Origin of the sequence: Nonomuraea sp. C10 (assembly GCF_008017515.1) — a bacterium.
Taxonomy (GTDB): domain Bacteria; phylum Actinomycetota; class Actinomycetes; order Streptosporangiales; family Streptosporangiaceae; genus Nonomuraea; species Nonomuraea ferruginea.
Window position 1 is genome coordinate 5,012,171 of record NZ_VPFF01000001.1, and the last position, 13,586, is coordinate 5,025,756.

The 13,586-nt window shown below is 72.9% G+C and carries 13 protein-coding genes; 3 read left to right on the plus strand and 10 right to left on the minus strand.

Annotated features, from left to right (window positions below):
* Positions 1 to 28 precede the first annotated feature (28 nt).
* The 6 genes from FR742_RS23105 to FR742_RS23130 all read right to left on the minus strand — a co-directional run bounded on the left by FR742_RS23105 (position 29) and on the right by FR742_RS23130 (position 7,293).
* Entirely contained in the window at positions 29 to 1,309 is a 1,281-nt protein-coding gene (locus tag FR742_RS23105; protein ID WP_261808695.1) for a hypothetical protein, read from the minus strand.
* Entirely contained in the window at positions 1,306 to 1,695 is a 390-nt protein-coding gene (locus tag FR742_RS23110) for a hypothetical protein (RefSeq protein ID WP_148032870.1), read from the minus strand. Before FR742_RS23110 ends, FR742_RS23105 begins: the two co-directional genes overlap by 4 nt.
* On the minus strand, positions 1,692 to 3,788 hold the full coding sequence (locus tag FR742_RS23115) for a right-handed parallel beta-helix repeat-containing protein (protein WP_187281271.1): 2,097 nt from the start codon (positions 3,786 to 3,788) through the stop codon (positions 1,692 to 1,694). Before FR742_RS23115 ends, FR742_RS23110 begins: the two co-directional genes overlap by 4 nt.
* A gap of 39 nt (positions 3,789 to 3,827) precedes the next feature.
* On the minus strand, positions 3,828 to 4,427 hold the full coding sequence (locus FR742_RS23120) for a TetR/AcrR family transcriptional regulator (protein ID WP_148032871.1): 600 nt from the start codon (positions 4,425 to 4,427) through the stop codon (positions 3,828 to 3,830).
* Between the two features lie 7 nt (positions 4,428 to 4,434).
* Positions 4,435 to 5,985: an MFS transporter gene (locus tag FR742_RS23125; RefSeq protein ID WP_187281272.1), complete on the minus strand. Its 1,551-nt coding sequence runs from the start codon at positions 5,983 to 5,985 to the stop codon at positions 4,435 to 4,437.
* 90 nt (positions 5,986 to 6,075) lie between these two features.
* On the minus strand, positions 6,076 to 7,293 hold the full coding sequence (locus FR742_RS23130) for an MFS transporter (RefSeq protein WP_148032872.1): 1,218 nt from the start codon (positions 7,291 to 7,293) through the stop codon (positions 6,076 to 6,078).
* A 146-nt stretch (positions 7,294 to 7,439) separates the two neighbouring features.
* On the opposite strand from FR742_RS23130, the gene panB reads away from it, so the two are divergent.
* On the plus strand, positions 7,440 to 8,267 hold the full coding sequence (gene panB / locus FR742_RS23135) for a 3-methyl-2-oxobutanoate hydroxymethyltransferase (protein ID WP_148032873.1): 828 nt from the start codon (positions 7,440 to 7,442) through the stop codon (positions 8,265 to 8,267).
* Between the two features lie 13 nt (positions 8,268 to 8,280).
* On the opposite strand, the gene FR742_RS23140 is transcribed toward panB, so the two are convergent.
* The 4 genes from FR742_RS23140 to FR742_RS23155 all read right to left on the minus strand — a co-directional run bounded on the left by FR742_RS23140 (position 8,281) and on the right by FR742_RS23155 (position 11,235).
* Positions 8,281 to 8,577 carry a DUF664 domain-containing protein gene (locus FR742_RS23140; RefSeq protein ID WP_396989635.1) on the minus strand — a complete coding sequence of 99 codons (297 nt, stop codon included), beginning with the start codon at positions 8,575 to 8,577 and terminating at the stop codon, positions 8,281 to 8,283.
* A gap of 166 nt (positions 8,578 to 8,743) precedes the next feature.
* The gene (locus FR742_RS23145) at positions 8,744 to 9,736 is read right to left on the minus strand and encodes a threonine/serine dehydratase (RefSeq protein WP_261808696.1); all 993 of its coding nucleotides are present in this window, start codon (positions 9,734 to 9,736) and stop codon (positions 8,744 to 8,746) included.
* Positions 9,737 to 9,738: 2 nt separating this feature from the next.
* Positions 9,739 to 10,035, minus strand: a complete 297-nt coding sequence (locus FR742_RS23150; protein ID WP_261808697.1) for a helix-turn-helix transcriptional regulator — start codon at positions 10,033 to 10,035, stop codon at positions 9,739 to 9,741.
* Between the two features lie 27 nt (positions 10,036 to 10,062).
* The gene (locus tag FR742_RS23155) at positions 10,063 to 11,235 is read right to left on the minus strand and encodes a PLP-dependent aspartate aminotransferase family protein (RefSeq protein WP_148032876.1); all 1,173 of its coding nucleotides are present in this window, start codon (positions 11,233 to 11,235) and stop codon (positions 10,063 to 10,065) included.
* 60 nt (positions 11,236 to 11,295) lie between these two features.
* Here FR742_RS23155 and FR742_RS23160 point away from each other — a divergent pair, with 60 nt between their 5' ends.
* Both FR742_RS23160 and FR742_RS23165 read left to right on the plus strand, forming a co-directional pair.
* Positions 11,296 to 12,780 (plus strand): PLP-dependent aminotransferase family protein, encoded by a 1,485-nt coding sequence (locus FR742_RS23160; protein WP_148032877.1) that lies wholly within the window; start codon positions 11,296 to 11,298, stop codon positions 12,778 to 12,780.
* 74 nt (positions 12,781 to 12,854) lie between these two features.
* Positions 12,855 to 13,541, plus strand: coding sequence for an alpha/beta hydrolase (locus tag FR742_RS23165; RefSeq protein WP_148032878.1), 687 nt, complete (start codon positions 12,855 to 12,857; stop codon positions 13,539 to 13,541).
* Positions 13,542 to 13,586 lie beyond the last annotated feature (45 nt).

Below are 13,586 nucleotides of genomic sequence, written 5' to 3' on the forward strand. Positions count from 1 at the left end.
TGACGGTTCGCACATGTCCTCCCGGCTGTCAGGCCAGGAGGAGGGTGAGGCCGCCGAGGGTGTAGCAGAGCATGAGGACGAACAGCGGGATCTGGCCCGCCACCGCCTTGGCCGGGGGAAGCAGCCGGACCGAGCGGTCGTGGGCCGCGACCACGCCCGCCACGTGACCGGCGATGATGGCCAGCACCTGCACGGTGGCGATCACCGGGGGCGACACCAGGTCCGGGTTCACCTCCGCGTCCAGCCCCAGTGACAGGATGACCGCGCGCTGGCCCTCGATGACCAGGAGCGAGAAGTAGTGCGCGATCAGGTAGCCGATGGCGATCGGGACCAGGGAGTGGGCGAAGCGCGGGGCCAGGTCGCGGGCGCCGCCGATCCGGCCGGCCAGCCACAGGCAGGCTCCGTACAGGAGGGCGACGGCGGCGATGGCGGCGAGCAGGCCGGCGGTGCCGAGGCCGGCGCGGCCGAGCGGGCCTGACTGGAGGGCGTCCACCCAGGCGGGGGTGGTGGAGAAGCCGTCGTAGCCGGTGCTGCCGAGGAGCACGCACACGGTGGCGACCAGGCCGGGGGCGGGCCGGATGGCGTCGAGGCCGTCGAAGGGGCCGCGCAGCACGAGGGTGCCGTCGGCGCGGCGGCCGATGGGGGCGAGCTGGCCGGCCAGGGTGGAGTACACCTCGAACGGGTCGCCGCGTTCCAGCCATCCGTGCCCGTACACGAGGGTTCCGGTCGTCTGCGCGGCCGCGTACAGGGTGAGGAAGGCGAGGAGGGTGGGCGGGGCGGCGGGTTCGGGGGCGACGAGCTCCATCCAGGTGAAGGCGAGCAGGCCGAGGGCGGCGGGCCAGTAGCCGAGGCGCGGCGGGAGCGGGCGGCGGGGGCGGTCGGGCAGCAGCCGGAACGGGTTGAGCAGCCGCCACACCGGGCCGAACAGCAGCGACGCGGGGATCAGGCCGACCCAGAAGAGCACATAGACCAGGTACGCGCCGGCGTTCCCGGCTTCGGGGCCGAGCAGCAGCCAGCCGACGGTGTAGGCGGCGGCGACCAGGGTGAGGACGCGGAGCGGGCGGGCGGGGAGGCGGAGGTTCAGGGTCACGCCGGCGCGGTCGCCGCGGAAGCGGGAGTCGGCCCAGAGCAGGCCGAGCGCCAGGAAGGACACGACGAGGGCGGCGAGCGCCCCGGCGTAGGCGTAGAAGAGCGGGATCGGCAGGTCGGCGCGGTCGCCGATGCCGTGCGCGAGCAGCGCCTCCCCTCGCCGGACGACGTCCGGATACCCCGCCGCCCAGGGCACCGCCCCGTGCGGGAGCGCCGTCATCGGACCGCCACCTGGACGAGGACCAGATGGCTGTTGTGGGTCTCCACCTCGAACACCCCGGTCATGTCCGCCACGAACCGCACGGTGGCCGGTTCGCCGGGGCGCAGGGCCGCTTCGACGTCGTAGCCGTGCACGTGCAGCTCGTCGGGGACGTCGCTGGTGACGGTGATGCTGACGGTCTGGCCGCGGGCCGCCTCCAGCCAGCCGGACGGGGGCCGGACGCGGCCCGCCTCGATAGTGATCTCGGCGTGCGCCTCCCCCGGCACGGGCGCGGCGGTGGCGACCTCGTGACTGTTCCCTGGCCTGTGATGGGTATCCGAGAGCGGCCCGCATCCCGCCGTCGCGACCACGGCGATCAGGACCGCGCAGACGCCGCGACCCCTCACGCGACGGCCTCCGTGTCGCCGGGGGTCTTCTCCTCCGTACGGGTGCGGCGCGGGGCGAGGTGGACCACGGCCCAGAGGACCCAGACGCCCGTCAGCAAGCCGCGGATCCAGCCCGGTCCGAGCGGGATGAGGGGGATGAGCCCGACCATCCGGTCGTAGGCGTCCGCCACGGTCAGCAGGCCCAGCACGATCGTGAACCAGGCGAACGCCCCCGGCCGCAGCGCCGCGCCCAGGCAGATCGACCACCCGGCCACGAGCAGCAGCGCCACCCCCGTCAGGTACGGGTCGTCCATGGCGGCCGCGACCACGTCCAGCGCCAGCCCGGTCAGCCCCACGACCGACCCGGCCGAGATGAGGCGCAGCCGCCGCTCCCCCGCCTCGCCCACGCCCGGCGGCACCCCGTTCCCTCCGGGGGTGCCGCGGCGCCGTCTGGCCGCGCGGTGCGCCCGTACCCAGAACAGAACCGCGAACAGCCCGAGGACGAGCGAGCCGCCCAGGGCGAGCTGGGTCTCCACCCGGCCAAGTCCGGAGGCGCCGAACCAGTCGCAGCCGGCCGGCAGGCGGGCCTGGGCGGCGTTGAAGTCGGAGCAGAGGAACAGTTTGGCGATCTTGACGGGTTCGGCGAGGAGCCGGTCGGAGCCGCCCGACAGCTCGGGCGCCCGCGCGCCGCAGCGGGGCAGCGCGGCGGGCGTGGTCAGCGCGACGCCGGGCTGCCAGCAGTTGCCGGTGCCCTGACCGTCCCACCACACGTCCCTGCCGTTGGGCCGCCGCTCGCCGGTGGGCGCGACGCCGAGCACGTTGGCCTCGAACCGGTTGTGGTTGGAGGTGTCGGCCTGTTTGGCCAGGTCGCCCTCGCCGCGGATGAACGCGGGGACGCCGAAGAGCTGGAAGGCGGCGCCGCGGTTGTTCCACAGGTGGTTGTTCCTGAACACGTTGTGGTTGCCGCCCGCGACGATGACGCCGGTGCCGGGCGGGACGCCCACCTGGGGGCAGACGACGCCCTGCTCGTAGCCGCGTTCGGCGGGCGGGCGGGAGCAGGTGCCGTCGCGGGTGAAGCGGTAGTAGTCGCGGTTGTTGTCGTAGATCTTGTTGTTCTCGAACAGCGCGTGGTTCTGCGGCAGGCCGGGGTGGTCGGGCCAGAGGCTGTCCATCGTGGCGCCGACCATGTTGTCGTAGAACTCGTTGTCGTGCGCCCATACGGAGTCGCCCGCGGTGCCGGAGTAGCCGAGGGCGTTGTCGTGGCTCTTGCAGCGGCGGATCTCGATGGCGTAGCGGGGGACGTCGTGGCCGCGGCCGTCGTTGATGTTCGAGGCGCTGCCGGGGTAGAGGCCGCCGTCGCCGTTGCCGTACGACTCGCAGTCGGTGTAGAGGCCGTGGTCGCTGGCGAAGGTGAGGAAGCCGTACTCGTCGTTCCAGCGGGTGAGGACGCGGTCGATGACGAATCCGTCGGTTTCGAGCACGTACAGGGAGTTGAAGGTGGTGCGCTGGGCGGTCAGGTTGCGGAAGTAGATCCCGTTCGTGCGGTCGGCCCTGATGGCGTTCAGCTTGCGGTACTCGGCGTCGACGATCACGTCGAGAGGGCCGGCGCCGGTGCCCTCGATCTGCAGGTTCTCCTTGCCGAGGATGGCGACCAGGTTCTGGTTGTGCGGGCACAGGACCTGCTGCTCGTAGGAGAGGATCTGGTAGCCCCAGTCCGACCAGCGGGCGGGGAGCCGGGCGCACTCGCCGGTGGGCGGGGCCTGGCTCGGCTCCTCACGGTAGAGGCCGGGCAGGATCGCGATCGTCATGCCCGGCTCGTCGACCCGGTCGACCGCCTCCTGGAGGTGCCTGACCCCGTTCTCCTGGCAGTCGGCGAACAGGCGGAGGTTGCGTTCCCTCAGGTCCGCGGGGAAGCCCGCGACGCGCCGCTCGAAGTCGGCCCGGTCGGTCTTGCAGACCAGCAGGTCGGGATCCTCGGTGCGCAGCACGGGGACGCTGCCGGACCCGTCGGGGAACGTGACCGGCCGTTCCTCGTGCGCCAGCGCCGCGCCGGCGGGCGCCAGCAGGGCCAGGGCAAGCGCGGCGAGCACCGTGATCCTGCGTAAGGGACGCATGATCGCGAGAGTAGAGCAAGGCTCACCTTGTGCCTACCCCTAGCGGCGTGAGACGAGCCCTTCCAGGGCGTGGTCGACGACGCGCTCGGCCAGGTCTTCGGGCAGGTCGCCCTCGGGACCCCACTTGCTGAACCAGATCATGGCGCCCGACAGCAGCGCCATGCCCAGCTCCACGTCCAGGTCGGGGCGGAGCTCACCGTTGGCGACGCCGCGGCCGAGCACCCGCCTCATGGCCACCCGCCTCGGCTCCAGCGCCAGCTTGAAGAACCGCTCGCTGACGCGCTTGGACCGGTCGGTCTCGCCCATCGCGACGTTCATCACACAGCGGGCCCGCCGCTGACCCGCCTCGCGGCGGACGACGTCGAGCAGGGCGATGAGGTCGTCGCGCACCGACTCGCCCGCCAGCGGCGGGAGCGGCTCGCGGAGCGTCGCCAGCGCGTCGACGACCAGATCCTCCTTGTTGGCCCAGCGCCGGTAGATCGTGGTCTTGCCCACGCCCGCGCGGGACGCGATCGCCTCGATCGACAGCTCGGCGACGCCCATGCCCTCGGCTATCAGGTCGAGGGTGGCCTCGATGATCGCCTTCTCGGCCTTCTCGCTGCGCGGGCGGCCCGCCCGGGCCTGGTGCTGGGTGGTCATGTCGATCTCAGACTACCGCTGGTTCCTGCTGCTCCGGCTGGGAGACCGGGCGTGGCTTGCCGGGCATCCACCGGGCCACCACCGCGGCGCCGGCCAGGGCGATCCCCGCCGAGGCCAGGGAGGTGACGTGCATGCTGTGCACGAACGCCTCGTTGGCCAGGCCCAGCAGCGACTCGCCGCGCTCGCCGAGTGAGTGCGCCAGCGCGGCCGTCGCCATGACGGACTCGCCGCCCGCGTGCTGGACGTCCGCGGGCAGGCCCGCCAGCGCGGGCGCGATCTCGCCGCGGTAGGAGGAGGAGAGCACGGAGCCCAGCACGGCCACGCCGAGCGCGCCGGCGACCTGGCGGACGGTGTTGCTCATGGCCGAGCCGACCCCGGCCTTCTCCCGGGGCAGCGCCTCCATGATGGCGGTCGTGGCGGGCGGCATGATGTTGGCCATCGCGACGCCCTGCACGAAGAACACGGCCAGCAGCACGGGGACCGGCGTGTGCAGGTCGAAGAGGGTGTAGCCGAGCAGGATCGCGGTCAGCACCAGGAGGCTGACGGTGGCCGACAGCTTGGCCCCGAACTTCTCGTTCACCCGCTGGCTGAGCGGCGCGAAGATGAGCTGCGCGACCGCGAACGGCAGCATGAGCGCCCCCGCCTGCACGGGGCTGAACCCCAGCGCCACCTGCAGGTAGAAGGTGAGGAAGAACATCCCGCCCATCATCGCGAAGAAGACGATGCCGATCGTGGCGATGGCCGAGGTGAACCGGACGTCGCCGAAGTAGCGCACGTCGAAGGCCGGGTTGTCGATGCGCCGCTCCCACCAGACGAACGCGCCCAGCACCGCGACGCCGGCCAGCACCGGCACGAACACCTCGGGCGAGGTGACGGTGGCCAGCTCGCCGCCGCGGATGATGCCGTAGACCACGGCGACCAGGCCGATGATCGACAGCAGCACGCCCACCGGGTCGAGCCGCGACGGCCTGGGGTCGCGCGACTCGGGCACGACCGGGCCGATCAGCGCCATGCTGATGAGCACGATCGGCACGTTGATCAGGAAGACCGAGCCCCACCAGAAGCGCTCAAGGAGCAGCCCGCCGGTGATCGGGCCGATGGCGACGGCCAGCCCGACGCCTGCCGCCCACACGCCGATCGCCTTCCCGCGCTCCCGTGCCGGGAAGACGTTGGAGATGATGGCCAGCGTGGCCGGCATGATCGCCGCGCCGCCGATGCCCATCGCCGCCCGCGCCAGGATCAGCTGGGTGGGGTCCTGGGCGTAGGCGCTGGCCAGCGACGACAGGCCGAACAGCACCATGCCGACGAACAGCATGCGCTTGCGTCCGGTGCGGTCGCCGATCACGCCGAAGGTGAAGAGCAGGCCGGCGAAGACGAGCGTGTAGGAGTTGATCGCCCACTCCAGCTCGCTCTGGGTCGCGCCCAGCCCGGCCACCGGGTCGGCGATGGTCTTCATCGCCACGTTCAGGATCGTGTTGTCGAGCACGACCGCCAGCAGGCTGAACACCAGCACGCCGAGGATCGCCCACCGGCGCGGATGTCCCGCGTTCTCGTCCATGAGCACACCCAAATTCCGATACGGTCAAGTTTCGCAACGTGACCGTATCGCAGCGCGTTCCGATACGCAACCGTATCGTTTCGTATCAGGTCAGGCGGGGAGCTCCTCCGGCACCTTCGCGGGATCGGCGGCGACCGGGGCGATCTCCCTGCCGCGCCGCCAGAACGGCAGCGCCACCAGCACCATCACCACGCCTGCCGCACCGGCGACCACGAACGCCCAGGACGCGCCGTACAGGTCGATGACCTTGCCCGCGATCGGCGCGGAGGCCGCGCCGCCGATCAGCAGCGCGGTGCCGTTGAGGCCCATGGCCTCTCCTCTGGCGCCCGCCGGCACCCAGCGGCTGAGCGTCTCGACGGTGGACGACAGCGAGGGCGCGCAGAGCAGGCCCGACGGCAGCAGCGCCAGCACCAGCCACCACCAGCCGCCGGAGACCAGCGCCACCGGCATCGTGAGCAGCCCTATCAGGCCGATGAGCACGAGCGGCGAGAACCCGCGCGACAGCATCCCGTAGAGGAACCCGCCCAGCAGCGAATAGAAGCACCAGATGCCGACGGCCAGGCCGATCCACTGGGTGTGGCCTGAGTCCTTCATGGTGCCGACCACGGCCAGCTCGGTCGCGGTGAGCACGAACGTCGCGGCGGCAGCGGTGCCCAGCAGCGCGACCATGCGCGGGGTGAGCCACGTCCGCCTGGGGATCCTGACCTCCGGCTCCGCCAGCTCGGCCGCCGACCTGGTCGGCGGGTTGAGCAGCAGGAGCCCGATCCCGGCGCCGGCGGTGCCGACCGCGATGGCGGTCATCGTCGGCCCGCTGCCGAGCACGGTGATGCCCGCCACCGCCAGCGCGGGCCCGGTCATGTAGGACACCTCGACGAACATCGAGTCGAACGAGAACGCCGTGCGGCGCTGCTCCAGCGGCACCATGGCGGCCAGGCACTGGCGGACCACCGAGAACACCGGCAGCGCGAGCAGCCCGGCCACCAGCGCGGCGCCCGTCAGCACCGGGAACGGCAGCTTCCAGGCCGACGACCAGAACAGCGCCTGCGCGGCCGTGGTGACGATCAGCACCGGGCGCAGCCCGTAACGGTCGACCAACCTCCCGGCCAGCGGGGAGCCCACGGCCATGCCGAGCGTGATCGCCGCCGTGACGGTCCCGGCCATGACGTAGTCCAGCTTGAGCGTCTCCACCACATGCAGCGTCAGCGCCATGCTCATGGCCGTGGTGGGGACCCGGGCGGCCAGTCCCACCAGCAGCAGCACGCCCACACCCGGCAGCCGGAAAAGACGCCGGTAAGGTTCGATTGCCATCTAGATTGCTTACCTCCAGGCCCATTGTTCCAGCCCCCACCGACACTTCCGCCACGGGTTTTCCTGCCGGGGCCGCGCCTGGCATCATCGGAGGGAGTCCGGGGACGCCACCAGGGCGCCTCGAGACGCTTTCGGAGGTTGACCTGATGTCCTCAACCACCCTGTACGGCGGCGTTTCCGGCCGCCGGGTCACCGTGCGCGACCTCGCCGCGGCCAAGGAGCGCGGGGAGCGGTGGCCGATGATCACCGCCTACGACGCGATGACGGCCCGGGTGTTCGACGCGGCGGGCATTCCCGTCCTGCTCGTGGGTGACTCGGCCGCCATGGTGGTGTACGGCTACGACTCCACCCTGCCGGTCACCGTCGACGACCTGCTGTCGCTGACCGCGGCCGTGGTGCGCGGCTCCTCTCGCGCGCTCGTGGTCGCCGACCTGCCGTTCGGCTCCTATCAGACGTCACCGGGGCAGGCGCTGGAGTCGGCGGCCCGGTTCATGAAGGAGGCCGGCGCGCACGCGGTCAAGCTGGAGGGCGGCCGGCGGGTGGTGCCCCAGGTGGAGGCGCTCGTCTCGGCGGGCGTGCCGGTCATGGCCCACCTCGGCCTGACCCCCCAGTCGGTCAACGCGCTCGGCGGCTACCGCGTCCAGGGGCGCGGGGAGGCGGGCGACGAGCTGATGGCCGACGCCAAGGACCTGGAGCGGGCCGGCGCGTTCTCGGTCGTGCTCGAATGCGTGCCCGCCGACCTGGCGGAACGGGTGACGGCCTCGCTGTCGATCCCCACGATCGGCATCGGCGCGGGCGCCGCCACCGACGCCCAGGTGCTCGTCTGGCAGGACATGATGGGGCTGACCCCCAGCCCGGCCCGATTCGTCAAGCGCTACGCCGACCTGGGCGCCGAGCTCGACAGGGCCGCGCGGGCGTTCGCCGACGAGGTCGTCGGCGGCTCCTTCCCCGGCCCCGAACACACGTACAGCTGACCCCGGGTGGGGGTCAGTAGCAGCCCTTCTCGCCGTCGACCAGTTCCCTGATGGTGTCCAGGTGGCCGGCGTGCCTGGCGGTCTCCTCGACCATGTGGATCAGCATCCAGCGCAGGCTCGCCGCGCCCGAGCGGTAGCCGGGGTGCTTGCCCACGTCGTCCAGCGAGTGGGCGGCGACGATCTCGTTCGAGATCCGGCACTGACGCTCGTACTCGTCGAGGAGCTTCGCCAGGGGGACGCCGTCGATCCGCATGTCGGCGTCCCCCTCCGACAGCCCCGTGCACTTCCACTGGACGATCGCGCGTTGCATGTCGAGCCAGCCCACAAGCTGGGTGCGTTCATCGGCAACGAAAGGGGGACGTTCCCGGGACATGCTCATGAGGGGCGACGCTATTCCGGCGATGCCGGCATCGCACCCTGTTTCGTACCGAAATCACCGCGCGACCGTTCCACCCGCCGCCCGGTCCCGTGGGCGGTCACTCGGCGGCGAGTGTGGCGGGGTCGGTGTTGGAGCCGCAGACCACCACCGCCACCCGCTCGCCGGGCGCGGGGGTGTAGGCGCCCGACAGCAGCGCGGCGTACGCGGTCGCGCCGCCGTGCTCGGTGACCAGGCGGTGCCTCTCCCAGAGCGTGCGGCGGGCGGCCACGATGGCGTCCTCGGCGACCAGCACGCTGCGCGCGCCGGACGAGGCGAGGATCTCGTACGCGATGTCGCCCAGCGCGGTGGCGCCCAGCGAGTCGGCCGCCACCCCGCCCACCTCCACGGGCACCGGCCGGCCCGCCTTGAGCGCCTCGTGGAAGGTGGGGATCCGCTCCGGCTCCACCGCCACGATCCTGGGCCGTCCCCGGCGGAAGCCCTGACCCGAAGCGAACGTGGGCGAGGCCTCCGAGCCGGACAGCGGCGGCTCCTGGAAGGAAGGCGGGACAGCGGAGCCGAGGGCGATGCCCGCGGCGAAGCCGCCGCCGCCGACGGCGACCAGGATGGTGTCGACGCCGCCCGTCTGCTCCATCAGCTCCAGCCCGGTGGTGCCCTGCCCGGCCACCACCTCGGCCTGGTCGTAGGCGTGCACCTTCAGCGCGCCCGTCTCGGCGGCGCGCTTGGCGGCCGCCTCGGCCGCCTCGGAGTAGATCGCCCCGACCTGGTTGACCCGGGCGCCGAGCGCCCGCAGCCCGGCCATCTTGACCGGGCTGGTCACCTCCGGCACGAAGATCTCGGCCCGCGCCCCCAGCGCCCGCGCCGCGTACGCGACCGCCAGCCCGTGGTTGCCGCCACTGGCCGCGATCACCCCGCCCGGCGGCAGCTCGCCCGCCGCCAGCATCCGGTTGAACGCCCCGCGCACCTTGAACGACCCGGAGTGCTGCAGCAGCTCCAGCTTGAGCACGAGCCCCGGCGCGACCTCCAGGACCGGCGTGCGCAGCACGTGCGCCCCGATCCGCCCGGCCGCCGCCACCACGTCCTCGTACGTCACCGTCACAGCTCCCCCTCGATCATCCGTTTGAGCTGTGCTATCCGCTCCTCGTCGCGCCGGTAGAACACCCACTGCCTGATCCGCTTGCCGCGGATGAGGCCGGCGCGCTCCAGGATCTTGAGGTGGACGGTGGCGCTGGGCTGGGTCATGCCGAGCTTGCCGGCGATGGACCGGCCGCACACCCCGTCGGCCACCAGGTCGCCGTCGACCTGGGGCGGGAAGTGCGCGACCGGGTCCTTGAGCCAGTGGAGGATCAGCAGGCGCGGCTCGCTGGCCACGGCGCGGAGCTCGGACAGCACTTAGGCATTTTCCTCAATGCCTAAGGACTAAGTCAACGCCTGCTCGAAGTCCGCCCAGAGATCCTCGGGGTGCTCGATGCCGACGGCGACCCGTACCGTGCCCTCACCGATGCCGTGCCTGGCCAGCTCGGCGGCGGTGAGCGAGCGGTGCGAGGTGGTGGCCGGGTGCAGGATGAGCGTCTCGACGCCGCCCAGCGACGGCGCGACCAGCGCCAGCCGTACCGACCGCATGAACCTCTCCCCCGCCGCGCGCCCGCCCGTCAGGTCGAACGAGAAGAGGCCGCCGAAGTCGGGCAGCAGCTTGGCCGCCACCTCGTGCGACGGGTGCGAGGGCAGGCCCGGCCAGTGCACGGCCGCCACCGACGGGTGCTCGGCCAGGCGGGTCGCGAGCAGGCGGGTGTTGGCGCAGTGGCGCTCCATGCGCAGCCCCAGCGTCTGCATCCCGCGCAGGCTCAGCCAGGCGGCGAACGGGTCCGGCGACGGCCCCAGCTCGATCGCGAAGTGCCAGACGTCGCGGTAGAGCGCGTCGTCGGCGAACACCGCCATGCCGCCGACCACGTCCGTGTGCCCGGACAGGTACTTGGTGGTGGAGTGGACGACGACGTCGGCGCCGTGCTCGATCGGGCGGCACAGCAGAGGGGTGGCGAAGGTGTTGTCGACCACGCTGACCAGGCCCAGCTCGCGGGCCGCCGCGCACATCGCGGGCAGGTCGGCGACCTGGCACATCGGGTTGGCGATGGTCTCCAGGTAGACCAGCTTCGTCCGCGGCCCGACGGCGGCGCGGAGCGCGGCGGGGTCGTGCTCGGGCACGTAGCTGACCTCGACGCCGAACCGCGACACCAGCTCGTTGATCATGCCCGCGGTGCCGCCGTACAGGGCCCGCTGGGCGATCAGGTGGTCGCCCGGCTTGAGCAGGCCGAGCAGCACGGTGTTGATGGCGGCCATGCCGGAGCCGGTGGCGATGGCGGCGACGCCGCCCTCCAGACCGGAGACGGCCTCCTCCAGGGCGCGGACGGTGGGGTTGCTGTAGCGGCCGTAGACGTACGGGCCGTCGGGCCTGCCCATGCCGTCGGCCATGACCGCCGGGTCGTCGAAGGTGAACCCGGAGGTCTGGTAGATGGGCACGGTGATCGGGCGGCTGCCCTCGACCACGGGGTGGGGCACGTGGACCGCGCGGGTTTCAGGACGGTATTCGGTCATGTACGTAAGGATGTCCGGAAAAGTCGCACGAGATCAGAGCCAATCCCACAAGATTGGTCTATGAATGGGGCCAATGTCGACCATCTCGTCGATCTGCTGGGCCGCTGGGCGTCCGGGCGCGGGCCGCTCTACCTGCTGCTCGCGGCCCGGCTGAGGGCGCTCGTGGACGACGGCGTGCTGCCTCCCGGAGAGCTGCTGCCGCCGGACCGGGTGCTGGCCAGACGGCTGGCGGTCGGCCGCGGCACCGTGGTGGCCGCGTACGAGCTGCTCCAGCGGGAAGGGCGGGTGATGCGGCGGCAGGGCAGCGGCACCCGCGTCGCCGAACTCGACCTGCCGGCCACCCGCACCGGCGACGGGGTGACGGCGAACCCGCTGCTGCTGCACATCCTGCACCCGCCCGACGGGGTGACGCTCCTGACCTGCGCCGCCCCGGACGAGCCGCCGCCGGAGCTGGCGGAGGCGTACGAGGAGGCGGCCGGGCGGCTCGCGGGCATGCGCGACCTGGGTTACCAGCCCGCCGGCCAGCCGGATCTGCGGGAGGCGGTGGCCGCCTACTACCGGCGGCGCGGCGTGCCCACGAGCGCGGCGGAGATCATCGTGACCAGCGGCGCCCAGCAGGCGCTCACCCTGCTGACCGGCCTGCTGGTGTCGCCCGGCGACCGGGTCCTGACCGAGTCCCCGACGTACCCCGGCGCCCTGGAGGTCTTCCGCCACGCCGCGGCCGCGATCCGCCCGGTCACCCTCGACCCCCGGGAAACCCTCTCCCCCGGAGAACCACCCGCCCGCCGCCCCGCGCCGGTCGACCTCGTCCGGGCCGTGCGGGAGCGGCCCGCGCTGCTCTACACGGTGCCGACCGCGAGCAATCCCACGGGGTCGGTCATGGACGGGCCGGCGCGCCGCCGGCTGGCCGCGCTGGCCGCCGAGCACGACCTGCCGGTGATCGACGACGAGGTCTCCGCGGAGCTCTGCTTCGACGGCGACACACCGGCCCCGCTCACCGCCTACACCACCGGCGAGCAGGTGGTCACGATCGCGTCGCTGAGCAAGGTCGTCTGGGGCGGCCTGCGCGTCGGCTGGATCAGGGCGCCGGCGCCGCTGGCCGCCCGGCTCGCCCGGCTCCGCGCCGTGCACGACCTCGGCGGCGACGTGGTCGGCCAGCTCGCCGCCGCCGCGCTGCTGCACCGCCTCGACGACATCAGGCGCGACCGCGTACGGGTCCTGCGCGCCCGCCACGACCACCTGTGCGCCGAGCTGCGCGCGCGCCTGCCGTCCTGGTCGTTCGAACCGGCACGGGGCGGCCAGACGATCTGGGTCCGGCTGCCGCGCGGCGACGCCGACTCCTTCGCCCAGGTCGCGCTCAGGCACGGGGTGGCGGTGCCGCCCGGCCGCTCCTTCGACCCGCTCGGCGGCCTCGCGGACCGGATGCGGCTGCACTTCCTGTTCCCCGAGGCGGAGCTGTCGGCGGCGGTGCGGGCGCTCGCCGCGGCCTGGCACGCCTACGACCCCACCGAGCGCCTGCCGTCACGGCCGACCCTCGTCGTCTGACACCGGCCGAGAGCGGATCCGCCAGGAGCTGACACCGCGGCGGGCGGGCGCGCGCGTACGGCAAGGTGTGGAGCATGACCTTCGTGCTCGTACACAGCCCCAGCGTGGGCCCGTCCACGTGGGCGCCGGTGGCCCAGGCGCTGGAGCGCCGGGGCCACCAGGCGGTGGTGCCCGATCTGACCGGAGTCACCGGGGGCGGCCCGCCGCACTGGCCGCGGATCGTGGAGGCGGTGCGCGCCGCGACGCCCGCCGGGGGCCGGATCGTGCTGGCGGCCCACAGCAACGCCGGGCTGTTCGTGCCGGTGATCAAGGAAGGGCTGGGCGACCGGGTGGTGGCGTGCGTGTTCGCCGACGCCCATCTGCCGCCCGAGCGCGGGCTGGTCAGGCCGGGGCAGGACGACTTCCTGCCGTTCCTGCGCGAGCTGGCCGGGGATGACGGCGTGCTGCCGCGCTGGACCGACTGGTGGAGCGAGGAGGACGTGGCGCCCATGTTCCCCGCGGACCCGGCCGTGCGCGACCGGGTGGTCGCCGAGCAGCCGCGGCTGCCGCTCGGCTTCTACACCGACCCGGTGCCGGTGCCCGCCGGGTGGGACGCCGTGCGCTGCTCCTTCCTGTGGTTCGGGCCGCCGTACGACACGGTGGCGGAGCAGGCGCGGCGGCGCGGCTGGCCCGTGCTCCGCGTCCCCGGCCGCCACCTCCACCCGGTCGTCGACCCGGAGGCGGTGACCGACGCGCTGCTCAAGCTCTCCCGCAGGTCGTGAATTCCTCACTGCCGCCGCGCGCCCCGGCCGGGAAGAGTCGCAGGC